At 65.4% G+C, this 23,621-nt stretch carries 22 protein-coding genes; 12 read left to right on the plus strand and 10 right to left on the minus strand.

Features of this window, described 5'->3' with window-relative positions; genetic code table 11:
* Positions 1 to 4 precede the first annotated feature (4 nt).
* The 5 genes from paaC to paaX form a co-directional block, all read right to left on the minus strand.
* The gene (gene paaC / locus EV665_RS07620) at positions 5 to 787 is read right to left on the minus strand and encodes a 1,2-phenylacetyl-CoA epoxidase subunit PaaC (RefSeq protein WP_064331302.1); all 783 of its coding nucleotides are present in this window, start codon (positions 785 to 787) and stop codon (positions 5 to 7) included.
* Positions 787 to 1,071: a 1,2-phenylacetyl-CoA epoxidase subunit PaaB gene (gene paaB, locus EV665_RS07625; protein WP_023516149.1), complete on the minus strand. Its 285-nt coding sequence runs from the start codon at positions 1,069 to 1,071 to the stop codon at positions 787 to 789. The genes paaC and paaB overlap by 1 nt, the downstream gene beginning before the upstream one ends.
* A gap of 16 nt (positions 1,072 to 1,087) precedes the next feature.
* Complete coding sequence (gene paaA, locus EV665_RS07630) at positions 1,088 to 2,092, minus strand: 1,2-phenylacetyl-CoA epoxidase subunit PaaA (RefSeq protein WP_133033631.1); 1,005 nt, start codon at positions 2,090 to 2,092, stop codon at positions 1,088 to 1,090.
* A gap of 23 nt (positions 2,093 to 2,115) precedes the next feature.
* Positions 2,116 to 3,321 carry a 3-oxoadipyl-CoA thiolase gene (gene pcaF / locus EV665_RS07635; protein ID WP_210234611.1) on the minus strand — a complete coding sequence of 402 codons (1,206 nt, stop codon included), beginning with the start codon at positions 3,319 to 3,321 and terminating at the stop codon, positions 2,116 to 2,118.
* A gap of 168 nt (positions 3,322 to 3,489) precedes the next feature.
* Entirely contained in the window at positions 3,490 to 4,398 is a 909-nt protein-coding gene (gene paaX, locus EV665_RS07640; protein ID WP_245507658.1) for a phenylacetic acid degradation operon negative regulatory protein PaaX, read from the minus strand.
* 208 nt (positions 4,399 to 4,606) lie between these two features.
* Between paaX and EV665_RS07645 the strand changes: the two genes are divergently transcribed.
* Positions 4,607 to 7,282, plus strand: coding sequence for a bifunctional diguanylate cyclase/phosphodiesterase (locus tag EV665_RS07645; protein WP_133033634.1), 2,676 nt, complete (start codon positions 4,607 to 4,609; stop codon positions 7,280 to 7,282).
* On the opposite strand, the gene EV665_RS07650 is transcribed toward EV665_RS07645, so the two are convergent.
* The 5 genes from EV665_RS07650 to EV665_RS07670 are packed head-to-tail and all read right to left on the minus strand — an operon-like array spanning position 7,260 to position 13,738.
* On the minus strand, positions 7,260 to 8,402 hold the full coding sequence (locus EV665_RS07650; RefSeq protein WP_245507659.1) for a gluconeogenesis factor YvcK family protein: 1,143 nt from the start codon (positions 8,400 to 8,402) through the stop codon (positions 7,260 to 7,262). The two genes, EV665_RS07645 and EV665_RS07650, sit on opposite strands and share 23 nt — an antisense overlap.
* Positions 8,403 to 8,417: 15 nt before the next feature.
* Entirely contained in the window at positions 8,418 to 10,034 is a 1,617-nt protein-coding gene (locus tag EV665_RS07655) for an ABC transporter ATP-binding protein (RefSeq protein ID WP_133033635.1), read from the minus strand.
* A 1-nt stretch (position 10,035) separates the two neighbouring features.
* Positions 10,036 to 11,166 carry an ABC transporter permease gene (locus EV665_RS07660; protein WP_064331309.1) on the minus strand — a complete coding sequence of 377 codons (1,131 nt, stop codon included), beginning with the start codon at positions 11,164 to 11,166 and terminating at the stop codon, positions 10,036 to 10,038.
* Positions 11,159 to 12,082 carry an oligopeptide ABC transporter permease OppB gene (oppB, locus tag EV665_RS07665; protein WP_133033636.1) on the minus strand — a complete coding sequence of 308 codons (924 nt, stop codon included), beginning with the start codon at positions 12,080 to 12,082 and terminating at the stop codon, positions 11,159 to 11,161. Before oppB ends, EV665_RS07660 begins: the two co-directional genes overlap by 8 nt.
* A 60-nt stretch (positions 12,083 to 12,142) precedes the next feature.
* Positions 12,143 to 13,738 carry a peptide ABC transporter substrate-binding protein gene (locus EV665_RS07670; RefSeq protein WP_133033637.1) on the minus strand — a complete coding sequence of 532 codons (1,596 nt, stop codon included), beginning with the start codon at positions 13,736 to 13,738 and terminating at the stop codon, positions 12,143 to 12,145.
* 279 nt (positions 13,739 to 14,017) lie between these two features.
* Here EV665_RS07670 and EV665_RS07675 point away from each other — a divergent pair, with 279 nt between their 5' ends.
* The 11 genes from EV665_RS07675 (at position 14,018) to EV665_RS07725 (ending at position 23,620) form a co-directional block, all read left to right on the plus strand.
* The gene (locus tag EV665_RS07675; protein WP_133033638.1) at positions 14,018 to 14,791 is read left to right on the plus strand and encodes an amino acid ABC transporter substrate-binding protein; all 774 of its coding nucleotides are present in this window, start codon (positions 14,018 to 14,020) and stop codon (positions 14,789 to 14,791) included.
* Positions 14,792 to 14,896: 105 nt separating this feature from the next.
* A complete protein-coding gene (locus EV665_RS07680) occupies positions 14,897 to 15,577 on the plus strand; it encodes an amino acid ABC transporter permease (RefSeq protein WP_064332649.1) in 681 nt (226 codons plus the stop codon).
* Positions 15,574 to 16,335 (plus strand): amino acid ABC transporter ATP-binding protein, encoded by a 762-nt coding sequence (locus EV665_RS07685; RefSeq protein WP_064331313.1) that lies wholly within the window; start codon positions 15,574 to 15,576, stop codon positions 16,333 to 16,335. The genes EV665_RS07680 and EV665_RS07685 overlap by 4 nt, the downstream gene beginning before the upstream one ends.
* A gap of 135 nt (positions 16,336 to 16,470) precedes the next feature.
* The gene (locus EV665_RS07690) at positions 16,471 to 16,914 is read left to right on the plus strand and encodes a helix-turn-helix domain-containing protein (protein ID WP_064331314.1); all 444 of its coding nucleotides are present in this window, start codon (positions 16,471 to 16,473) and stop codon (positions 16,912 to 16,914) included.
* A gap of 6 nt (positions 16,915 to 16,920) precedes the next feature.
* On the plus strand, positions 16,921 to 18,735 hold the full coding sequence (locus tag EV665_RS07695; RefSeq protein ID WP_133033640.1) for an AfsR/SARP family transcriptional regulator: 1,815 nt from the start codon (positions 16,921 to 16,923) through the stop codon (positions 18,733 to 18,735).
* 30 nt (positions 18,736 to 18,765) lie between these two features.
* Positions 18,766 to 19,026, plus strand: a complete 261-nt coding sequence (locus tag EV665_RS07700) for a hypothetical protein (RefSeq protein WP_064331316.1) — start codon at positions 18,766 to 18,768, stop codon at positions 19,024 to 19,026.
* Between the two features lie 19 nt (positions 19,027 to 19,045).
* On the plus strand, positions 19,046 to 20,230 hold the full coding sequence (locus EV665_RS07705; RefSeq protein ID WP_245507660.1) for a YcaO-like family protein: 1,185 nt from the start codon (positions 19,046 to 19,048) through the stop codon (positions 20,228 to 20,230).
* Positions 20,227 to 20,940, plus strand: coding sequence for a TfuA-like protein (locus tag EV665_RS07710; RefSeq protein ID WP_133033642.1), 714 nt, complete (start codon positions 20,227 to 20,229; stop codon positions 20,938 to 20,940). The genes EV665_RS07705 and EV665_RS07710 overlap by 4 nt, the downstream gene beginning before the upstream one ends.
* Positions 20,941 to 21,059: 119 nt before the next feature.
* Positions 21,060 to 21,284, plus strand: coding sequence for a hypothetical protein (locus tag EV665_RS07715; RefSeq protein WP_064331319.1), 225 nt, complete (start codon positions 21,060 to 21,062; stop codon positions 21,282 to 21,284).
* Between the two features lie 217 nt (positions 21,285 to 21,501).
* Positions 21,502 to 22,638: an ABC transporter substrate-binding protein gene (locus EV665_RS07720; RefSeq protein ID WP_133033643.1), complete on the plus strand. Its 1,137-nt coding sequence runs from the start codon at positions 21,502 to 21,504 to the stop codon at positions 22,636 to 22,638.
* A 61-nt stretch (positions 22,639 to 22,699) separates the two neighbouring features.
* Positions 22,700 to 23,620, plus strand: a complete 921-nt coding sequence (locus EV665_RS07725; RefSeq protein ID WP_133033644.1) for a branched-chain amino acid ABC transporter permease — start codon at positions 22,700 to 22,702, stop codon at positions 23,618 to 23,620.
* Position 23,621: the final 1 nt, after the last annotated feature.

Genomic DNA, 23,621 nt, shown 5'->3' on the forward strand with positions numbered 1-23,621 from the left:
CCCCCTACCAGGTCGCGCCCGGATAGGCGCGTTGCAGGAACTGCATCTCCGACAGGATGAAGCCGAGATGCTCGGTGTGCACGCCGCGTCGGCCGCCCTTGTGCATGTAGCCGTCCGCCGGCTTCTTCAGCGTGCCCTCGGCGAGCGTCTCCGCGACGATCTCGTCCCAGCCCGCCTTGAGGCTTTCGGGCGCCGGGACGATGCCGGCCTCGACCAGTTCGGCGTCGAGCGCGTCGCTCATAAACATCTCGCCGGTGAAGGGCCAGAGTTCGTCCAGCGCCTCCTGCATGCGGCGATGGCTTTCGGCCGTGCCGTCGCCGAGGCGGATGACGAGGTCGCGGCTGCGGTCGAGGTGGTAGGAGACTTCCTTGAAGGCCTTTTCCGCGATCTCGGCGATGCGCGTGTCGGACGACCCCTTCAGCGCCTTCAAGAGCAGATAATGCCAGGCGTCGAAGAGGAACTGCCGCATCAGCGTCTTGCCGAAATCGCCGTTCGGGCGCTCGACGAGCAGGATGTTGCGGAATTCGTAGCCGTCGCGCAGATAGGCGAGATCATCGGCGGAACGGCCCTTGCCTTCCACCTCGCCGGCAAGGCCGAGCCAGAGCTGCGTCTGGCCGATCAGGTCGAGCGCGGTGTTGGCGAGCGCGATATCCTCCTCCAGCGCGGGCGAGTGCCCGCACCATTCGGAAACGCGATGGCCGAGGATCAGCGTGTTGTCGCCGATGCGCAGCAGGAATTCGAGAAGCGCGGCCTGACGGGCCGCCGGATCGAGCGCCGCGGTCGCCATCACATGTGCCCCACTTCATCCGGAATGTCGAAAAAGGTCGGGTGACGGTAGACCTTGGAGTTCGAAGGATCGAACAGCGGGCCCTTTTCAGAGGGCGCGCTGGCAGTGATCTCGGAGGATTTCACCACCCAGATGCTGACGCCTTCGTTACGGCGCGTATAGACGTCGCGGGCATTGTTGATCGCCATTTCGGCGTCGGGCGCATGCAGGCTGCCGACATGGCGATGGTTGAGGCCGTGCTGGCCCCGGATGAAGACTTCCCAAAGCGGCCATTCGCTGGACATCGTGCTCTCTCCCAAATTATTCGGCGGCGATCTTGGCGGCGGTGCGACGGTCGGAGACCTTTTCGGCATGGGCCGTCAGGCCGTCTCGGAACCAGGCGCCGTCATCCCAGGCCTTCTTGCGGGCGTTGAGGCGTTCCGCATTGCAGGGGCCGTTGCCGGCGATCACGTTGAAGAATTCTTCCCAGTCCGGCTCGCCGAAATCGTAGCCGCCCTTCTCCTCGTTCCACTTGAGGTCAGGATCCGGCACGGTGAGGCCGAGATACTTCGCCTGCGGCACGGTCTGGTCGACGAATTTCTGGCGCAGCTCGTCATTGGAGTTCTGCTTGATCTTCCAGGCCATCGACTGGGCCGAATGCACGGAGGCATCGTCCGAGGGGCCGAACATCATCAGCGACGGCCACCACCAGCGGTTCAGCGCATCCTGCACCATGGCCTTCTGGGCCGGCGTGCCCTTCACCATCTTCATCAGCACGTCATAGCCCTGGCGCTGGTGAAAGCTCTCTTCCTTGCAGATGCGCACCATGGCCCGCGCATAGGGGCCGTAGGAACAGCGTTGCAGCGGCACCTGGTTCATGATCGCCGCGCCATCGACCAGCCAGCCGATCGCGCCGATATCGGCCCAGGTCAGCGTCGGATAGTTGAAGATCGAGGAATATTTCGCCTTGCCGGAATGGAGCTGCGCATACATCTCGTCGCGGCTGATGCCGAGCGTTTCGGCGGCGCAGTAGAGATAGAGGCCGTGGCCGGCCTCGTCCTGCACCTTGGCGAGCAGGATCGCCTTGCGCTCCAGGGTCGGCGCGCGGGTGATCCAGTTGCCTTCCGGCAACTGGCCGACGATTTCCGAATGGGCGTGCTGGCTGATCTGGCGCACCAGCGTCTTGCGATAGCCCTCGGGCATCCATTCCTTCGGCTCGATCTTCTGGCCGGCGTCGATGCGCTCCTGGAAGGCGCGCTCAACGGGGTCCATCTCATCGAGGGAGCGGACGCGGGCGGCATCGGTCTTCACCATCTGGGCATACATGGTCTTTCCTCCTGCTTTACGCGTCAGACGCGTTCGAGAATGATGGCGATGCCCTGGCCGACGCCGATGCACATGGTACAGAGTGCATAACGTCCGCCCTGGCGGTGGAGCTGGTAGGCCGCGGTGGTGACGAGCCGCGCGCCGCTCATGCCGAGCGGATGGCCGAGCGCGATGGCGCCGCCGTTCGGGTTCACATGCGGGGCGTCGTCCGGCAGGCCGAGATCGCGCAGAACCGCGAGCGCCTGCGAGGCGAAGGCCTCGTTGAGCTCGATGACATCCATCTGGCCGAGCGAAAGTCCGGCGCGCTCCAGCACCCGGCGCGTGGCCGGCGCCGGGCCGAAGCCCATGATGCGCGGCTCAAGACCCGCCGCCGCCATCGCGACGACACGCGCCTTCGGCGTCAGGCCCTGAGCTTTGATGGTGGCTTCATTGGCGATGAGCAAGGCAGCCGCACCGTCATTGACGCCGGAGGCATTGCCGGCGGTGACCGAGAGGTCCGGACCGTTGACGCCCTTCAGCTTGGCAAGCTGCTCGGCTGTGGTACCGGGACGCGGATGCTCATCGGTATCGACGACGAGCGGATCACCCTTCTTCTGCAGCACATGGACGGGCACGATCTCGTCGGCAAAGATACCGGCCTCGTGCGCGGCGGCCCAGCGGGCCTGGCTGCGGGCGGCGAAGGCGTCCTGGTCCTCGCGGCTGACGGTGAAATCGGCGGCGACGTTGTCGGCCGTCTGCGGCATGGAGTCGACACCGAAGACCTTCTTCATCTTCGGGTTGACGAAGCGCCAGCCGATCGTCGTGTCATAGACCGCATTCGACCGGGAAAAGGCGCTTTCGGCCTTCGGCATGACGAAGGGGGCGCGGCTCATGCTCTCGACGCCACCGGCGATGACGAAATCGCAGTCGCCGGCACGGATGGCACGCGCCGCCATGCCGACGGCATCCATGCCGGAACCACAGAGGCGGTTGACGGTGGTGGCGGGAATGGAGACGGGAAGACCGGACAGCAGCACGGCCATGCGGCCGACATTGCGGTTGTCCTCGCCGGCCTGGTTGGCACAGCCGTAGATGAGATCGTCCACCTTGGACCAGTCGACGCCGGGATTGCGCTCCATCAGGCCGGCAAGCGGCACGGCGGCAAGGTCGTCGGCGCGCACCGACGAGAGCAGCCCGCCATAACGGCCGATCGGCGTACGGACGGCATCGCAGATAAAGGCTTCGGACACGCGGTTTCCTCCCTGATATCCCGGGCCGATCCGTTCCTCCAGAAACATTGACCGACCGATCGGTTATCTATTTACCACTCGATACGTCACAAATCAATGCCGATTTATCCAAATTATGTGATGTTTCGTTCCAGCAGCTCCCATCATAGCACAAGCCACGCATTTCTCTTATGAAAAGTCGCGCTGGATCGCCTCGCGCAGCAGCGAGAGACGACGGAGCGTCGCCTCGCTCGCCTCCGGCAGAGCGCCGGCCGCCGTGACGAAGTGACGGGCGACATGCAGGTCCGCCTCGGGCGAGAGGCGGAGATAGAGCTCGGCAAAGAGCATCCGGGCCGCCTCCCCCGGCCAGTCCGCCGGCAGAGCCGCCTGCGGCAGGCGCGGATCGCGCAGCACGACAAGGCGGAACTGGTGCACGAGCACCAGCCGGGCAACGAGGCTTTCCGCCGCACCGAGCCGCATCCTGCCCGCAAGCAGGTCGGCAAGACGCCCGAAGCGCCGAAGGAACCCATGATAGGCCTCGGCATGCAGTGCGAGGTTCCAGTGGTCGGCCGCAAAGGCACCGAGGTCCCGCTCGCCGCTCACGACCTCGCCCCGGAAGACGACGGCCGGCTGCTTAAGAAGCGGCAGCGGACGCGCACCGACGGCAAGGCGCGGACCGAGCCGGGCATGGCCCGCCCGCTCAAGAGCCTGCATCGCCTCGTCCGGCGCCGCCCCCGTCAGTTGCACGAAATGCCAGTCCGCCGCTTCCGGCGGGCCGAAAAGCAGGCGGGCGGCCGCGGCGAATTCGGTCCGGGCGGGCGCGGCGAGGCGATAGAAGCTGCGCCGCCCCTCCCGCTCGCCGGACAATTGCCCGGCGGCGACGAGGCGCGAGACGGCGGTGCGCACCAGGGTCTCGCTGATGCCGACTGCGGCGCAGGTCTCGATGAGGTTGCCTGTCCACACCACGCCGCCCCGCGGCTCCACCACGTCGCCATAGATGGTGACGATGAAGCCGGCGGCCTTCAGCGGGCTCTCCTCGATGATGGTCCTGAGCAGCGCGCCGAACACGCTCTCCGCCCTGTCCTTGTCCGCCGGCAAACCAGCCCCCTGACGTCGTTCCGCTTCGATCGTGCCGAGAACTAGCGCAGAATGGGTCGTGGCGGAAAGCCCCGCCCGGCAATCGGCAGATAGAGGCATATTCTCGTCAGCAAATATTAAGTTGCATCTGCCATCGTCCGTCGACCACCGGAAGCCGGACAGGATCCTGCCTCGGGCAACCAGGACGCGCGGAGACAGACGGAACGCGATGAACGACCGGAATGCGCAGCTCCCCCTTCAGGGGCTGGGATACTACATCCCTGCCATCGTCGTCGCGTTTGCCGCGCTGATCGCCATTTTCCTCGCCGATTCCCAGAAACTGCGGCTGGAGGAGGAGTATCTGCGCTCCTTCACCACGGAACAGCTCGGCGTCTTGCGCTCGCGCCTCGAAGGCAATATCCAGGGCGACATCAATCTCGTGCAGGGTCTCGTCGCGGCACTCTCGACCGAACCCGACATGTCGCCCGGCCGCTTTGCCGATCTTGCCGGGCGCATCTTCCGCAAGGACACGCAACTGCGCAATCTCGCCATCGCGCCCGATTTCGTGGTCTCGCTCGTCTATCCGGTCAAGGGAAACGAGCGCACCATCGGCCTCGACTATCGCAAGAACGAGCGCCAGCGCGCCGCCGCCATGCAGGTGAAGGCGCTCGACCGGCTCATCGTCACCGGCCCGGTCGATCTGGTGCAGGGCGGCCGCGGCGTGATTGCCCGCTACCCGATCCATGCAGGGCGGAACAATGCCTTCATCGGCATCGCCTCCGCCGTGATCGATCTCGACAAGCTCCTGGCCAACAGCGGCTTCGGCAAGGACCTCGAAATCGCCGTCTCGCTTTCCAGCCGGCCGCATGTCGGCGGCGAGGCGCGGACCTTCTTCAGCACGGCCGCGCCCGTCGATGCCGATCCTGTCATCATGATCATCGACATCGGCCATGAAGCCTGGACCATGTCGGCCACGCCGCTCGGCGGCTGGCATCAGCCTTCTGCCGATCTCGCCTTCTTTCGCGCCGGCCTTGCGCTGCTGGCCGTCATCATCGTCGCCCCCATGTTCTGGGTCGGGTACCTGATGAAGGACCGCCACCGGCACATCCTGGCGCTCCAGGACCGGGAGGACCGGCTCGAAACCGTCTCGCAGCGCCTGCAGCTCGCCCTCGACGCCTCCCGGGTAGGCGTGTGGGAGTTTGAGACGGAGACATCGACCCTCACCTGGGACGCGCGCATGCGCGTGCTTTACAACGTGCCGCCCGACCAGCCTGTCTGCCGCTACGAGGACTGGCGCGACGCGCTCCATCCCGACGACCTGGAGGAGGCCGAGCGCGTCTTCGCCAACGCCATCGAGGCCGACAGGCCCTATCTCACGGAATTCCGCGTCCTGACCACAGGCGGCGACATCCGCCATATCCGCGCGCACGGCATGACCTATCGCGCCTCATCAGGCGCAAAACGCATCGTCGGCGCCAACTGGGACGTGACGGACGACATTCGCCTGCAGGCCGAACTTCTGGAGGCCAAGCTGACGGCCGAGGCGCAGAACCGGGCACTGGAAGACGCCCGCCTGGTGCTGGAGCACAATTCGCTGCACGATGCCCTCACCCAGCTCCCCAACCGGCGCTTCCTCGACCAGCAGCTCGCGCTGGCCGGCATGGGCGAGGACACCCGCCCCCTCACCCTGCTGCATATCGACCTCGACCGTTTCAAGGACATCAACGACACGCTCGGCCATGCGGCCGGCGACGAGGTGTTGAAACAGGCCGCCGGCGTGCTGCGCACCCATATCCCGGCGGAGGACTTCATCGCCCGCATCGGCGGCGACGAATTCGTGCTCCTGTCGCGCCGCGACCCGGCAAAGGCCGATTTCAACGCTCTCTCGGCCCGCCTCATCGAGGCGATCAGCGAGCCGATGGCGATCGAGGGCCATGACTGTCGCATCGGCGCGAGCATCGGCATCGCCACGCGCAACGATGCGGAAGAATCCGCCGAACAACTACTCGTCAATGCCGATATCGCACTCTACGAAGCCAAGCGGCGGGGCCGCAACCGCGTGGAAGCATTCAACGACGAACTGCGCCTGCACACGGTTGAGGTCAAGCGGCTCGGCGACGACATCCTGCGCGGCCTCGAGCAGGGCGAGTTCCACCCCTTCTTCCAGCCGCAATTTGATGCCGAAACTCTGGAGATCGTCGGCGTCGAGGCGCTGGCGCGCTGGCTGCACCCGACGCGCGGCGTCATCACGCCCGATGTCTTCCTGCCGGTGGCCGGAAGCCTCAACGTCGTCGCCCGGATCGACGAGGCGATCCTCGACCAGGCACTGTTCCAGGCCATGCGCTGGGAGGGGCAGAACCTCGGCATCGCCCGCGTCTCCGTCAACGTCTCCTGCCAGCGCCTGCGTGACGAGGGCCTCCTCGAAAAGCTGCGCGCGATGAACATCCGCCCCGGCTCGCTGACCTTCGAACTGCTGGAATCGATTTCCTTCGATGCGTTCGACGATGGACTGAAGCAGGCCATCGACGACATCAAGTCCCTCGGCATCGATATCGAGATCGACGATTTCGGCACCGGCCACGCCTCCATCGTCAGCCTCCTGGAGCTGTCGCCGAAGCGGCTGAAGATCGATCGCCGGCTGGTGCAGCCGCTGCTCGAATCGACCGCACAGCAGAGCCTCGTCCGCTCGATCATCGACATCGGCAAGGTGCGCGACATCGAAACGGTCGCGGAAGGCGTCGAAACGCTGGCCCATGCCGAGCTGCTGCGCGGCCTCGGCTGCCATGTCCTGCAGGGCTATGCCTTCGCCCGGCCGATGGCAGCGGACGATTTCCTCGCCTTCGCCAAGGCGCGGGGCTGGAAGCCGGCGGACAAGGCCGGGCTCACGACGGCAAGAGCGAGTTGAGCATATCAGCGACGGCCCGGCCGTCATGCTGGCCGCGCTGCCAGGGATCCTCGAATTCGCCGATCACCCGCTCCATGCCGAGCCGTGCCCCCACCTCCTCCAGCGGACCGTTGCCGAGATAGGCGAAGGGCCCGACGGTCTTCTCGAAGGGCAGGGGCTGGTGGTTCGCCAGGACATGGGTGAAGGGTCGCGCATCCGCCCCCTCCTGCCGCCGCCAGAGCGTCGTGGCGATTTCCAGCATGCGTGCCACATCGAGCCCGCGGGTCTCCCGGCATTGCAGCATGTTGCCGATGAAGATGCGGCGGGCGTGCCCGTTGCGCGCAATGGCCGGCACGATGCCCTCGACGAGGAAGTGCGGCAGGACGCTGGTGAAGAAGCTGCCCGGTCCGAAGACGATGGCATCGGCGCTTTCGAGGCTTTCGAGCACCGCCTCGTTGGCCGGCACCGCGGCACCGTTCCGGCCGGACAGCGCGATGTCGCGGATGCCGATATCGCTCGCCGCATCGTCGAGCGCGGTCACCCTGTGCTGCCCTTCGACACGGGTGCCGTCGTTCAGCACGGCGGACAGATCGACCCCGTCGGCCGCCGTGGACGGCCAGACATGGCCGGTGATGTCGCAGAGCTTGCGGAAGACGAAGATGGCGGTGTTGATGTCGCTGTTATGGGCAAGATGCGCGCCCGTCAGGATGAAATTGCCGATGCTGCCGTTGCGGAAATCGAAATCCGCGCCGATCGCCGCGCGAAAGGTGCGCAGGTAATTGAGGATCGCGCCGCGCAGGCCCGGCTCCATGCGTTCCAGGAGCGGGTGGCAGCCTTCGGCATAGAGCGCAAATTCGGTGCGGGCGTCGTCTTCCGTCCCGCTGGTCATGCGCGCATTGCAGACCTTGACGACATCGCCCGCCCGCCCCTCGCCATGCGCCATGGTCATCAGCGCCTGACGGATGTCGCCGACCGCAAGCACACCGAGGGTGTCGCGGATGATCTTCGAACTGCCGCCGCTATCCCAGGCCGGCACGATGCGCGTCAGCCGCACCGGCTTGGAAAGCAGCGCCAGATTGGTCGTGCGGCACGCGGTGCCGCCCGAAAAGAGCACGATATGCGGCAAGCGGCCCTCGGCCATCCGATCTCCTGATGCTTACGGCCCGATATTATACGCGGCCCCGATGAGGGTCTTTGTATAATCCTCCCGCGGCGCGCTGAAAATGGCGTCCGTAGGCCCCTCTTCGACGATCTTGCCGTCCTTCATCACAATCACATAGTCGCTCATGGCGCGCACCACCGAGAGATCGTGGCTGATGAAGACATAGGAAAGGCCGTAGCGGGACTGGAGATCACGCAGGAGCTCGATTACCTGTCCCTGCACCGAACGGTCGAGCGCCGAGGTCGGCTCGTCGAGGATCACCGCCTGGGGTTTCAGGATCATCGCCCGCGCGATCGCGATGCGCTGGCGCTGGCCGCCGGAAAACTCGTGCGGATAGCGGTTGCGCGCCGCCGGATCGAGCCCGACCTCCTTCAGCGCCGCGATCGCCCGCTTGTCGCGGTCGGCCCGCGAAAGCTGCGGCTCGTGCACGTAGAGCCCCTCGGTGATGATCTCGCCGACCGTCTGGCGCGGCGAGAGCGAGCCGTAGGGATCCTGGAAGACCAGTTGCATGCTGCGCCGGAGCGGCCGCATGCCCGTTCGGTCGAGACCGGAAGTATCCGTCTTGCCGAAGCGGTAGGCGCCCTTGCTGGAGATAAGGCGCAGGAGCGCCCGTCCCAGCGTCGACTTGCCCGAACCGGATTCGCCCACCACGCCGATCGTCTGGCCTTCGCGCAGGCTGATGCTGACATTGTCGACGGCGCGGAACGTATTGGCGCGTTTCTTCAGGAAGCCCCCGTCGATCTTGTAGTCGACGACGACATTGCGGCCTTCCAGGATGATCGGCGCGTCATCCGACGGCGCGGCCTTGCGGCCATGCGGCTCGGCCTCGATCAGCATGCGTGTATAGTCGGCCTGCGGATTGCCGAAGATGTCGGCCGTACCGCCCTGCTCGACGATCTCGCCGCGCCGCATGACGACGACCCGTTCGGCGAAGTGCCGGACGATGCCGAGATCGTGCGTGATGAGCACGATCGCCATGTCGAAACGCTTCTGCAGGTCGCGCAGGAGCTTGAGGATCTGCGCCTGGATGGTCACGTCGAGCGCCGTCGTCGGTTCGTCGGCGATCAGGATGTCCGGCTCGTTGGCGAGCGCCATGGCGATCATCACGCGCTGGCGCTGGCCGCCGGACATCTCATGCGGATAGCTGTCGATGCGGCGCTCCGGCTCGGGAATGCCGACGAGCTTCAGGAGCTCCAGCACGCGCGGCCGGGCCTCCTTCCGCGTGCCACCGCGGTGATGCACGATCACCTCGGCGATCTGCTTGCCGATCGGGTAGAGCGGATCGAGCGAGGTCATCGGCTCCTGGAAGATCATGGTGATCTTCGCACCGCGGATCTCGTTCAGCCCCTTCGGCGGCAGGCCGACCATCTCCCGCCCGCGATACTTTGCCGAACCCGAGACCCGGCCATTGGCGGCAAGCAGGCCCATGATGCCCATCATGGTCTGGCTCTTGCCGGAGCCGGATTCTCCCACCACCGCAAGCGTCTCGCCGGGGCGGACGTCGAGATTGATGCCCTTGACGGCGTTGACGTCCCCGTCCGGTGTCGTGAAGGACACCTTCAGGTCGCGCACGGCGAGGATCGGCTCCATGGTTTTCCGCGTCTCTGCCATGTCAGCGATCCTTCGGGTCGAATGCGTCGCGCAGGCCGTCGCCGACGAAGTTCAGCGAGAAGAGCGTGACGACGAAGAAGATGGCGGGGAAGATGAGCAGCCAGGGCGCGGACTGGATGTTGTTCGCGCCTTCCGCAATCAGCGAGCCCCAGCTCGTCAGCGGCGCCTGCACGCCGAGGCCGAGGAAGGAGAGGAAGCTTTCGAGCAGGATCACCTTGGGCACGATGACCGTGACGAAGATGACGACCGGGCCGATCGTGTTGGGAATGACATGCCGGCGGATGATCTGCCAGTCCGTCAGGCCCAGGGCCTCCGCCGCACCGATGAATTCACGGCGCTTCAGCGACAGCGTCTGGCCGCGCACGATGCGGGCCATGTCGAGCCACTCCACCGCACCGATGACGATGAAGATCAGGACGAAGCTGCGCCCGAAGAAGACGACGAGCACCACGACGAGGAAGACGAAGGGCAGCGAGTAGAGGATCTCGACGAAGCGCATCATCACGTTGTCGACGCGCCCGCCCATGTAGCCCGAGATCGCGCCGTAGACGACGCCGATGCCGAGCGAGACGAGGCTGGCGAGAAGTCCGACGGCAATCGAGATCTGCCCGCCGAGCATGACGCGCGCCATGAGGTCGCGCCCGTTGGTATCCGTGCCGAACAGGAAATATTCCCGGTCGACGACGCCCGAAAGCGTCAGCTTGCGGCCCTCGTCCTCGCTCGTGACGACCGCGGTCTTGTCGAACTCGTTGGCCCGGTCGAAATAGCGCGTCGTGCGCGGATCGATCGGGTCCTTCGCGGTGATGATGGCGGTGAAGCTTTCGCCTTCGACGGTAAAGGACTGGAGCTCGACGCGAGCGCGGGTCGCAACGCCCTCCATCGCCTCCTCCAGCGTGTCCTCACCCGGCCGCGGCTCGAGGCTCGGCGGGATCGTCACATAGGAAGAGAAGACCTGATCGTAGCTGTGGCTGATGAAGAAGGGGCCGAAGAAGGAGAAGCAGGCGATCAGCACCAGCATCACGGAGCCGACCATGGCCGGGCGGTTGCGGCGGAAGCGCATGACGGCGAGCTGGAAGAGGCTGCGGCCCTTCACCTCGTTCTCGGGCATGGGGGAAACGACGGCATCAGTCATGGCGAACCCTCGGATCGAGCAGGCCATAGAGAATGTCGACCAGCAGATTGAAGACGATGACGAAGATGGCGATCAGCACGACGGTGCCCATGACGAGCGTATAGTCGCGATTGATCGCCCCGAGCACGAAATAGCGCCCGACGCCGGGAATGGTGAAGATCGTCTCGACCACGGCGGAGCCGGTCAGGAGAGCGGCCGCGCAGGGCGCGAGATAGGAGACGATCGGCAGCATGGCGCCACGCATGGCGTGCACGACGACCACCGATTTTGCCGGCAGGCCATAGGCCCGCGCGGTGCGGATATGGTCCGTGCGCAGGGCTTCGATCATCGAGCCGCGGGTCAGCCGCGCGAAGACCGCAAGCTGCGGCAGGGCGAGCGCGATCATCGGCAGGATGAGGAAGCGCAGCGACCCGTCACCCCAGCCGCCGGCCGGCAGCCAGGCGAGCACGATGGCGAAAATCAGCGTCAAGACCGGACCAACGACGAAGTTCGGCACCGTGACGCCGATCGTCGCCACCGACATGACGGCGAAATCGATCGCGCTGTTCTGGCGCAGCGCCGCGATCGTGCCGACGATGACGCCGCCGACGAGCGCGAGCAACAACGCATAGAAGCCGAGCTCGACCGAATAGGGCAGCCCCTTGCCGATCAGCTCGGCGACGGAATTGTCCTTGTAGATGTAGCTCGGCCCGAAATCGCCGGTGACGGCGTTGCCCATATAGGTGAGGTACTGTCGCCAGAGCGGCTGATCGAGCTGGTAGGCCCGCATCAGGTTTTCCATCGTGGCGGGCGGTAGAGGGCGTTCGAGGTTGAACGGACCGCCGGGCGCAAAGCGCATGAGAAAGAACGAAATGGTGACGACGATGAATAGCGTCGGCACGGCGCTTGCGAGGCGCCGCAGAACGAAGGCAAGCATGACCAGGTCTCCCCAGATACGAAAGTGCGCGGCCTCAACAGGCCGCGCACTGACGTCGGATCATTCCGAAACGCTGAGGAAGCGGCTCAGGTGCTGGTTGGCGGCATTGTCATGCCAGCCCTGAACCTTGCTGGAGACGAGCCACAGGTCGGCCTGCGTCAGAAACGGCGCGATCGGCTGTTCCTTCATGAGGAGGGCTTCCGCCTCGTGCAGGACCTTGGCGCGTGCCGCCGGATCCTGCTCCTCATAGGACTGCTTCATGAGCGCGTCGTATTCCGCATTCTCGAACTTGCCGTAGTTGAAGGTCTTGTTGGTGCTGACGCTGAGCGCCAGGAAGTTCTCCGCATCCGCATAGTCGGCGACCCAGCCGGCCCGCGCCACGTTGAACGCGCCACCTTCCTGCAGGTAGGCGTAATGCGAGGAGACGTCGAGATTCACCATCGAGACGTCCGCGCCGAAGGTGTTCTTCCACATGTCGGCAACGGCCGTCGCCACGCGCTCGTGGTTCGGGTTGGTGTTGTAGCGGATCTCGATCTTCAGCGGCTTGCCGCCCTCGCCGTAGCCGGCTTCCTTCATCAGCTTGAGCGCCTCGTCCTCGCGGTCGAGCTGGGAGAGTGCGCCGAAATCGGCGGTCGCCGGCTCGTAGCCTTCCATGCCCGGGGGCACCATGGAGTAGGCCGGGAGCTGCGAGCCCGAGTAGATTTCCTTGGCCAGGAAGTCGCGGTCGACGGCCATGGAAAGTGCCCGGCGCACGCGAACGTCGCTATAGGGCTCCTGGCGGGTGTCGAAGGCGTAGTAATAGGTCGCAAGCGTCGGCGAGACGTGGACCTGCTCGCCATAGCTCGCCTTCAGGCGCTCGATCTGGTCGGCGGAGAAGTTGTAGACGAGGTCCATTTCCTTCGCTTCGAAGCGGCGGACCGAAGCGGCCTGGTCGTCGATCGGGTAGAAGATGACCTTGTCGAGCTTGACGTTGGCGGCATCCCAGTAGTTGGGGTTCTTCTCGACGACGAGGTTGTCGTTCGGCACATGGCTGGCGAGCTTGAAGGCGCCGTTGGAGACCATCACGCCGGGCTTCACGAAATCCGCGCCGTTCTTCTCGACGCTGGCCTTGGAGACCGGCAGCGCCGTCTGGTGCGCGAGCAGTTCGAGGAAGAAGGGCGTCGGGCGCTCCAGCGTCACTTCCAGCGTCGTGGCATCGACCGCCTTGACGCCGAGCTGGTCGAGGCCGGCCTCGCCCTTGTTGACCTTTTCCGCATTCTTGATCGGATAGAGGATGTTGGCGTAGCCGGCCGCGGTCTTCGGGTCCTCCACGCGGGTGAAGGAGAAGACGAAGTCCTCCGCCGTCACCGGGGAACCGTCCGACCATTTCGCGTCGCCGCGCAGCTTGAACGTGTAGACCGTGCCATCATCGGAGATGGTCCAGCTTTCCGCCGCACCGGGCACGATCTTGCCCGAGGCGTCATAGATGGTCAGGCCTTCGTAAAGGTCCTTGAGGATGAACTCTTCGATGTTGATGGAAGTGTGCGCCTGGTCGAGGGTCTGCGGTTCGCCCGCATTGCCGCGGTGAAGCACCGTTTCCGCCAATACAGGGCTGGCGCCCAGCAGGATTGCGCCTGCAAGAAGAGCCGCACGAAAGCCAACGAGTCTGTTTGCCATTTTGTTTTCCTTCCCCGGTTGTTATTTTGGGTGCGACATCAATTGTCCCTGTTTGCGAACTTGGCAAGCCCCTAAAAACACGAAATTCACAAAGATCGCAGCCCCCTCGGAAGGTCCGATTTTTCAAGCGAAATGCGCTCTTCTTCGCTGGAAGACAGCGAAAAATGAGAAAAATATTTGCATTTGCCGTTTTTATTCGCAGTTTTCTACCCATCGTTTTGCACCGATTTCTGCGATCTATCGCCCATCGAACACTTGAGCCAGAAACGGAGTTCCAAGATGAACTGGTTGAAGACCCTCGCCGCCGCTGCGGCACTCCAGGCCGCCATCCTCGCCCCAGCCCATGCAGGCGAGAACCTCGCAGCCGTGCAGGCCGCCGGCGCGCTGAAGATCGGCACCGAAGGCACCTATGCGCCCTTCACCTACCACGACACCGACGGCAAGCTGGTCGGCTTCGACGTCGAGATCGGCGAGGCCATCGCCGCAAAGCTCGGCGTCAAGGCGGAGTTCCTGGAAGGCAAGTGGGACGGCCTGATCGCCGGCCTCGACGCCAACCGCTACGACGCCGTGATCAACCAGGTCGGCATCACCGAGGCACGCAAGCAGAAATACGACTTCTCCGAGCCCTATATCGCTTCCAAGGCCGTGCTGATCGTGCGCGCCGACGACGACAGCATCAAGGGTTTCGCCGACCTCAAGGGCAAGAAGTCCGCCCAGTCGCTGACCTCCAATTTCGGCAAGATCGCTGAAGGCGCCGGCGCCGAACTCGTCGGCACGGACGGTTTCGACCAGTCGATCCAGCTCGTCCTGACCGGCCGCGCCGACGCGACGATCAACGACAGCCTGTCCTTCCTCGACTTCAAGAAGCACAAGCCCGACGCCAATGTGAAGATCGCCGCCGAACAGGAAAATGCCGACTATTCCGGCGTGATCATCCGCAAGGGCGAGCCGGAGCTTCTGGAAGCGATCAACAAGGCGCTGGCCGAGATCAAGGCCGACGGCACCTACCAGGCGATCTCGGACAAGTATTTCGGCCAGGACGTCTCGAAGTAATTCCTGCCGGGGGACCGCTTCGCGGCGACCTCGTCCTCGACTATAGATAAAACCATGACCTGGCCGGGGATCACCCCGGCCAGCCGCATTTCCGGAGGTTTGCCCGTGCCGCCGTGGCTTCAACTGATGCTGGATTCGCTTGTCCCCCTGCTGTGGGCCGCGCTCGTCTTCACCATTCCGCTCACCTTGCTCTCCTTCCTGCTCGGGCTGACGCTCGGCCTCGTCACGGCCATCGCGCGGCTGTTCGGGCCGCGCCCGCTCGTCGCCGTCGCCCGCTTCTATGTCTGGGTGATCCGCGGCACGCCGCTGCTGGTGCAGCTCTTCGTCATCTTCTACGGCCTGCCGAGCATCGGCATCCTGCTCGACGCCTTCCCGGCCGCGCTCATCGGCTTCACGCTGAATGTCGGGGCCTACAGCTCCGAGATCATCCGCGCCGTCATCGCCTCCGTGCCGCGCGGCCAGTGGGAGGCGGCCTATTCGATCGGCATGAGCTGGACGCAGGCCATGCGCCGCACCATCCTGCCGCAGGCGACCCGCGTCGCCGTGCCGCCGCTGTCCAACACCTTCATCTCGCTGGTGAAGGACACCTCGCTTGCCGCCGCCATCACCGTGCCGGAACTCTTCCAGACGGCGCAGCGCATCGTCGCCACGACCTACGAGCCGCTGATCCTCTATATCGAGGCTGCGCTGATCTATCTCGCGCTCAGTTCCGTTCTGTCGGCCCTGCAGGTCCGGCTGGAAAGGCGCTTCGCCCGCTATGGCGGCTTCCTGGAGGCCCGCACATGATCGAACTCAGCCATATCGAAAAACGCTTCGGCGACAATCACGTGCTGCGCGACATCAGCCTTGCCCTGCCGGAGGGCACGGTGACGGCACTGGTCGGCCCCTCGGGCGGGGGCAAGAGCACGCTGCTGCGCTGCATCAACCTGCTCGAAACGCCGACCTCGGGCTCCATCAAGCTCGGCAGCGAGACGATCGACTTCGCGCCCGGCCGCAAGGTCGGCTGGGATGCCGTGCAGAAGCTGCGCCGCCAGACCGGCATGGTCTTCCAGAACTTCCAGCTCTTCCCGCACCAGACCGCCATCGCCAACGTGATGGAAGGCCTCGTCACGGTCCTGAAATGGCCCGCCGAGAAGGCGCGCGCCCGCGCGATGGAACTGCTCGAAAAGGTCGGCATGGCGCACAAGGCCGATGCCTGGCCGGCGACGCTGTCGGGCGGCCAGCAGCAGCGCGTGGCCATCGCCCGCGCGCTCGCCCCCTCGCCGCGCGTCCTGCTCTGCGACGAGCCGACCTCCGCGCTCGATCCCGAGCTTGCCGAGGAGGTGGTCGAGGTGCTGAGCCGGCTTGCCCGCGAAGGCACGACCATGGTCATGGCGACGCATGACCTGCGCCTTGCCTCGCGGGTTGCCGACACGGTCGTCTTCCTCGATGGCGGCGTCATCGTCGAGCAGGGGCCGCCGCGCGCCCTCTTCTCCACGCCGGAGCGCGAACGCACGAAAAAATTCATCGCCTCCCTCAGCGCGCCGCAAAGCTACGATATCTGAGGTGCACGCCACCTCACGTTACGGTAGCAAGGAATTCCGGTTCGCGGCAGTTGCATCAAACAGGCGATTCAAGCACAGTGACGGGATACGCGTATCTTGCCATGCCCCGGCATGTCTTACAGGGGAGAAAGCCTCATGACCAAGAAAACACCAAATCCGATCGACGTCTTCGTCGGTTCCCGCGTCCGCCTGCGCCGGCTGATGGTGGGCATGAGTCAGGAAGCGCTCGCCGACCGGCTCGGAGTCACCTTCCAGCAGGTGCAGAAGTACGAAAAGGGCACGAACCGCATCAGCGCCAGCCGCCTCCAGGCGATTTCCGACGTGTTCCGCGTTCCGCCGAGCTTCTTCTTCCAGGACGAAGACAGCGCCGCGCCGACCGCCGGTGTGGCGCACGAGACGGGCGACGTCTCCACCTTCGTTTCTTCCAAGGAGGGCCTCGACCTCAACCGCGCCTTCCTGAAGATCGAGGATGCGGGCGTGCGCAAATCGATCATCGCGCTGGCAACCGCGCTTTCCAAGGCAAGCGCGGCCGCCGAAGCGGGTGAACGCGCAGACACCGCACCGGAACTGCGGATCTGACCGCACATGTCTGCACGGCTGCAGACGCTCGGCCATCTGCGGCTGCTCGACGAGGGCGGCAGGGATATCGCCTTTCCCGAAAAGGCGCTCCTGATCCTCTGCTACCTCCTGACACGCGGCATGAGCGACATGCCGCGGGCGGATGCGGCAAGCCTCTTCTGGGACGATGCTAACAGCGCCGCCGCCTTCGCCAACCTGCGGCAGACCGTTTCGCGGACCCAGAAGCGCCAGCGGGAGCTGGACCGGACCTACCTCACCTTCACGGACACCACGATCGCGCTCGGGCAGGACGCCATCGAAAGCGATATCGACGCGGTGCGTGACGGCGCGGGCCTTTCCGTGCTCGCGGCCACCCTGACCGACGACTTCCTCAAACATGTGAAGCCCGGCAACCGCGCGTTTTCGAGCTGGATCGCGCTGCAACGGGCGGCACACATGGCCCTCCTGCGCAGCGCGCTGCTCGGGAACGATGCGCAGCGGGTCGACGGCACGCGGCAGGCCCGCGCCGCGGTCGCCCTGCGCCTGCTGGAGAGCAACCCGGACGACGAGGAGGTGCGCGCCGTGCTGACGGGCCGGTCGGCGACGTCCGCCAGCAGCCTCATGCTCTTCCAGCCGCCCGCCCGCGTGCTGACGCCGCAGGAGGCGGACATCACCCTCCCCCGGCAGAACCCGCCGCGCGTGGTGCTGCTGCCGCCGGTCACAACGCTGGCCGCCCGCGCCGCCGCCCGCTTCAGCGAAGCGCTGATCGAGGACGTGACGATCGGGCTCTGCGCGCTTCGCTCCATTTCGATCATCGCCCCGCACACCGCCGCGCAGATCTCGCTCCAGGCCGACAGGGCCGCCACCTACGAGCGCCACAAGATCAGCTACATCCTGGAAACGCGGCTGCGCGACGAGGGCGACCATCACACGCTCTTCGCCCAGCTCATCTTCTTCGGCAGCGACGAGGTGATCTGGGCCGAACGTTTTCCGCTCTCCGCCGAAGGTCTCGCCCGCTCGCGGCAGATGATCGCCCACCAGATCTCCGGGGCGATCGCCACCGAGATCGAGCGCAACGAGCTGGTGCGCGGCGACTACGAGCGCGATGCCGACGCCTATCGCAGCTTCCTCGTCGGCCAGAGCCAACTGAAGAACCTCGACCTGCGCGACATCCGTCGCGCCCGCAAGAGCTTTCGCGAGGCCCTGCAGGCCAACAACGCCTTCGCCCCGGCGATCGGCGGCCTTGCCCGCAGCTACTTCCTCGAATGGCTGGTGACGGCGCGCGGCGACGAGGACCTGCTGCGCCAGGCCGAGCGCCACGCGGAGGAAACCATCCGCGCCGACGAGCGCCTGCCCTCCGGCTACCGCGAGCTCGGCGTCGTCAAGCTCTATGCCCGCCAGTTCGACGAGAGCGCCGCCTATCTCGACCGCGCCGAGGCGCTCAGCCCGCATTACGCCAATGTCATCGCAAGCTATGCCGACACGCTGGTGCAGGCCTCGCGGCCGGATGTCGGCCTCAAGAAGATCGAGCACGCGATCGAGCTCAACCCCCTGCCGCCGGACGAATATTTCTGGACCGCCGCCGGCGCCAGCTATTCGCTCGGCCTCTACCAGCAGGCGCTCGACTATATCGCCCGCATGAAGGACCGCACCCCTGCCGACCGTCTCGCCGCGGCAAGCTGGAGCATGCTCGGCGACATGAAGAAGGCACGGCAGTTCATCCGCCGCACCTATGACATCCACCCGAATTTCGATCTCGACTCCTGGATGGCGATCGTGCCCTTCAAGGAAGAGTGGCAGCGCAGGCATTATTACGACGGATTGAAGAAAGCCGGCTTCTAACGTCCGGCACAACAAGGAGAGGAAGTGGGCATGGCAAGACTCGTTGTTCTCGGCATTCAGGGAGACGATGGCCTCTGGGTCGCCGACCTCGATGCCGGCACGGTGACACAGATCGGCGCGCCGACGACCGGGGCGCTGAAGGCAGCCGACGACCTGCGCAAGGCCGGCGCATCGGTGATCAAGGGGGTCAACCTCGCCGCGCTCGCAACCTCGGCAGACGCCGTCTCCGGCGGCTTCATGGATGCGTCCGGCGGTTTCATGGACCCCTCCGGCGGCTTCATGGACAAGTAAGCCCTGGCCGGCTCATACCGTGACCGCCTATTCGGACCGCATCTGCAGTCCCGATGAGACCTGGAGCCGGATCGAGGCCCTGCTGCCTCGGTTCGGCATCACGCGTCTGTCCCGCCTGACGGGGCTCGACCGCGTCGGCATTCCGGTCTGGAACGCCGTCAGCCCCAATGCCCGCTCGATCGTCATCAACCAGGGCAAGGGCATCACCGATATCGACGCGAAGGTCTCCGCCGCCATGGAAGCGCTGGAACGGTCGGTTGCCGGCGAGCCGCTCGTGCCGGTGCGGCAAGCCACGCGGCGCGATTTCGCGGCGGCCGGCGAAGCCTGCCTGCCGCTCGACATCTTCGTCGCCAGCGGCCAGGCCTTCCTTGCCGAAGACGAACGTCTCGACTGGCTCCCCGGCCGCGACATCGTGACGGGCGAGACCATCTGGGTTCCGCGCGAGGCCGTCTGCCTCGACAGGACCGATACGGCACCGCGCTTCTGGCAATCCTCCGACGGCCTTGCCTCCGGCAATTCGGAGAGCGAGGCGATCCTGCATGGCCTCCTGGAGCGTATCGAGCGCGACGCCGACCGCCTGTGGCGCCTGCTGCCACGCGAAAAGCGCCTGGCAACGGCCATCGATCCCGCCGGCATCGCCGATCCCCTCATCGACACCCTTACGGGCCGTTTTCACGCAGCCGGGCTGGATCTGCGCCTCTTCGACATCACCAGCGACCTTGCCATCCCGACCTATGCCGCCGTGCTCGGCGATGCCGGCCTTACCGCAAGGAAGCGGCCGCTCTTCCACGATGCGACCATCGGCTACGGCACCCACCCCGTCGCCGCGCGCGCCGTCATCCGCGCGCTTACCGAAGTCGCGCAATCACGCCTCACCTATATCAGCGGTGCGCGCGACGATCTCTTCGCCGAAACCTTCACCCGGCCGCTGCCGCCGGAAACCCTCGCCCTTTTCGAGGCTTGGCCGGGCGCGGCGAAATCCTATCCCGCCCCCGGCGGCGATGCCGCGGCGCTGCTTGCCCATTGCATGGAAAGGCTCGCCGCATCGGGCATCACGCCCATCATCGCCGTTCCGCTCGGGGATACGGCACTGCCCGTCTCCGTCGTCAAGATGATCGTGCCGGCGCTGGAAAACCCGGAAGGCGCGCGCCGCCATGCCGTCGGCCCCCGCGCCCTCTCCCGCATGCTGTTCGGAACCCCATGAAGATCCTTTTTGCCGGCCCCAGCCTGCCCGATGCCGCCGCCCTCTGCGGCGACACGATCGCCGTCCGGCCGCCGGCGGCCCATGGCGACGTGCTGGCCGCCGTGCGCGCAGGCGCCACCGCCATCGGCATCATCGACGGCAATTTCGAGCATGTGGCGCCCGTCTGGCACAAGGAAATCCTCCATGCGCTGGAACAGGGCACCGCCGTCTTCGGCGCGGCCAGCATGGGAGCGCTGCGCGCCGCCGAATGCGACACGTTCGGCATGGTCGGCATCGGCCGCATCTACGAGGACTATGCCAGCGGTCGTCGCATGGACGATGCCGATGTCGCCCTGCTGCATGGTCCCGCCGAACTCGGCTACCCCGCTCTTTCGCTTCCGCTCGTCAATGCCGACGCGACGCTCGACCAGTTGGAGAGGGAAGAAGCCATTGAAAAGTATGATATACTAAAGCTTCGTTCCGCCGCAGCGGGCCTCTTCTACAAGGAGCGGACCTGGCTCACGATCGTCGAACGGGCCGAAACGGCCTCGGACCGGGCGGTGCTTCTGCAACTTCTCCTCGCAGCAACGGTTGACCAGAAGCGCGCTGACGCCCTCGCCCTCGTGCACGCCCTTGCCGGTTTCGATGCAAAAACCCCCGCGAAACGGGGAAACTGGACATTCCGGGCGACATCACTCTGGCGCGCGGTCGCCAATCAACCCGTAGCCTGAAAAAACGAGCGGTTTCCCATTCCGCGTGTGTCACGCTCAAGTCACGCGCGCTGGCGAGGAGTCACGCCTATACTTCGCACCAGGGGCTAAGAACGAGCGTTTTTCGAGGGGCGTAGGACATGAAAATCGAAACCATGGAAACGGAAGACAGGGGCGCGGAATTGATGGCGCTGGCACGGCTTGTGGCCTTCGCACTGGAATCCGCCAGGTCGCTGGACGCAGAGGTTGCCGAATTCTGCCTGGACAAGGCGCTTCATGCGGTGCTGGAGCAGATCGACGAACCGTCGCGCATGGCGCTGACGTCGAGCGACATCATGCTGATGAACCGGTCGGCGCTCTGCTGACCGGATGGATGGGCCGGCTTGCCGGCCGGGGGATAGCCGCCGTTCTCCTCCGCGGCGCGGATCGTGCGGACGGCCCGAACCTGCGGGCCGCCGCCGATCTTCCTAAAATTCTCCGATTGCGAAACGAAAACACACGGTTGCGCTGATCGCGGAACTCTGAAAGGTTCTCTTCTCGAAAACGCCCCGAAAACGGGCCGACGGACAGAGGGAGAACAGCATGCGGAAGTTTCTGGCGGGCGGCGTGGCCGCTCTCGCGCTCATGACGGCGGGCATCGCCCAGGCGGAACCGGTGAAGATCGGCGTGATCACGACGCTGTCGGGCGGCGGTGCTGGCCTCGGCGTCGACATGCGCGACGCCTTCCAGCTGGCGATCAAGCAGTCCGGCAACAGCGAGATCGAGCTCGTCGTGGAAGACGACGCGCAGAAGCCGGAACTTGCCGTGCAGATCGCCGAGAAGATGATCCAGAGCGACAAGGTCGACCTGATGACGGGCATCATCTGGTCGAACCTCGCCATGGCCGTGGTGCCGAACGCCGTGGCACAGGACGTCATCTATCTCTCGCCCAATGCCGGCCCCTCGGCGCTTGCCGGCGCGAACTGCCATCCGAACTATTTCAACGTCGCCTACCAGAACGACAACTTCCACGAGGCGATGGGTGAATACGACAACAAGGACTACAAGAAGACCTTCATCCTCGCCCCGAACTATCCGGCCGGCAAGGACGCGCTGACCGGCTTCAAGCGCTACTACAAGGGTGAGCTCGCCGGCGAGGTCTATACCCAGGTCGGCCAGACGGATTATGCCGCCGAGATCGCGGAGATCCGCGCGTCCGGCGCCGATTCCGTCTATTTCTTCCTGCCCGGCGGCATGGGCATCGCCTTCATGAAGCAATATGCCCAGTCGGGCGTCGCCATCCCCGTCACCGGCCCCGGCTTCTCCTTCAGCCAGGACGTGCTGCCGGCGATCGGCGATGCCGCGCTGGGCGTCAAGAATTCCGGCACCTGGGCCAAGGACCTCGACAACCCCGCCAACAAGGCCTTCGTCGAGGCCTTCCAGAAGGAATACAATCGCCTGCCGTCGATCTATGCCGCGCAGAGCTGGGACACCGCCAACCTCATCCTCTCGGCCATCGGCAAGGCCAGCGTGAAGGACAAGGACGCCTTCCGCGCCGCGCTGAAGGAAGCCGATTTCGCTTCCGTGCGCGGAAAATTCAAGTTCAACACGAACAACCATCCGATCCAGGACATCTACGTGACCGAGGTCGTGAAGGAAGGCGACGTCCTGACCAACAAGATCATCGCCACCGCCTTCACCGATCACGGCGACGCCTACGCCGACAAGTGCTCGATGTAATCCGCGACCGGACATCCGCCCCCGGGCGGATGTCCGCGCATGACCTTCCGGACCGGCCATCTTGTCCCTCGCCCTCCTGATCGAACAGTTTCTGAACGGGCTCCAGCTCGGCGTCATGCTGTTCCTCATTGCCGCCGGCCTGACGCTGATCTTCGGCGTGATGGGGCTGATCAACCTCGCCCACGGCTCGCTCTACATGGTCGGCGCCTTCGCCTGCGCGGCGGTCGCGGCCGCGACCGGCTCCTTCTGGCTCGGCCTCGTCGCAAGCCTTGCCGCGGCGGCCGCCGCAGGGGCACTGATGGAGGTCGCCATCATCCGCAGGCTCTATGCCCGCGACCATCTCGACCAGGTGCTCGCCACCTTCGCGCTGATCCTCATCTTCTCCGAGGGCACGCGCTGGCTCTTCGGCTCCTTCCCGCTCTATCTCGATATTCCGCCCCTGCTGCAGGGTGCCGTGGCGCTGCCCGGCGGCGGACAATATCCGCTCTACCGCCTCGCCATCATCGGCGTCGGCGTTCTCGTCGCCATCGGCCTTTACCTTTTGATCGGCCGCACCCGCCTCGGCATGCGCATCCGCGCCGGCGAATCCGACCGCGAGATGATCGCCGCGCTCGGCATCGACATCCGCTCGCTCTATACGATCGTCTTCGCCTTCGGGGCGGCGCTGGCCGGCCTTGCCGGGGCACTGGTCGGTGCGCTGCAATCGGTGCAGGTCGGCATGGGCGAGCCGGCACTGATCCTCGCCTTCGTCGTTATCGTCATTGGCGGCATCGGCTCCATCAAGGGCGCGCTGATCGGCGCGATCCTCGTCGGCCTCGTCGATACGATGGGCCGTTTCCTGCTGCCCAAGGCGCTCGCGCTGATGATGCCGGCCACGCAGGCCGGTCCCGTCGGCGCCGCGCTCGCCTCCATGCTCATCTATATCGTCATGGCGCTGATCCTCGCCTTCCGGCCGAGCGGCCTCTTCTCGGCGAGGGCATGAC

It is taken from the genome of Shinella granuli (genome assembly GCF_004341885.1).
GTDB classification, from domain to species: Bacteria; Pseudomonadota; Alphaproteobacteria; order Rhizobiales; family Rhizobiaceae; genus Shinella; species Shinella granuli.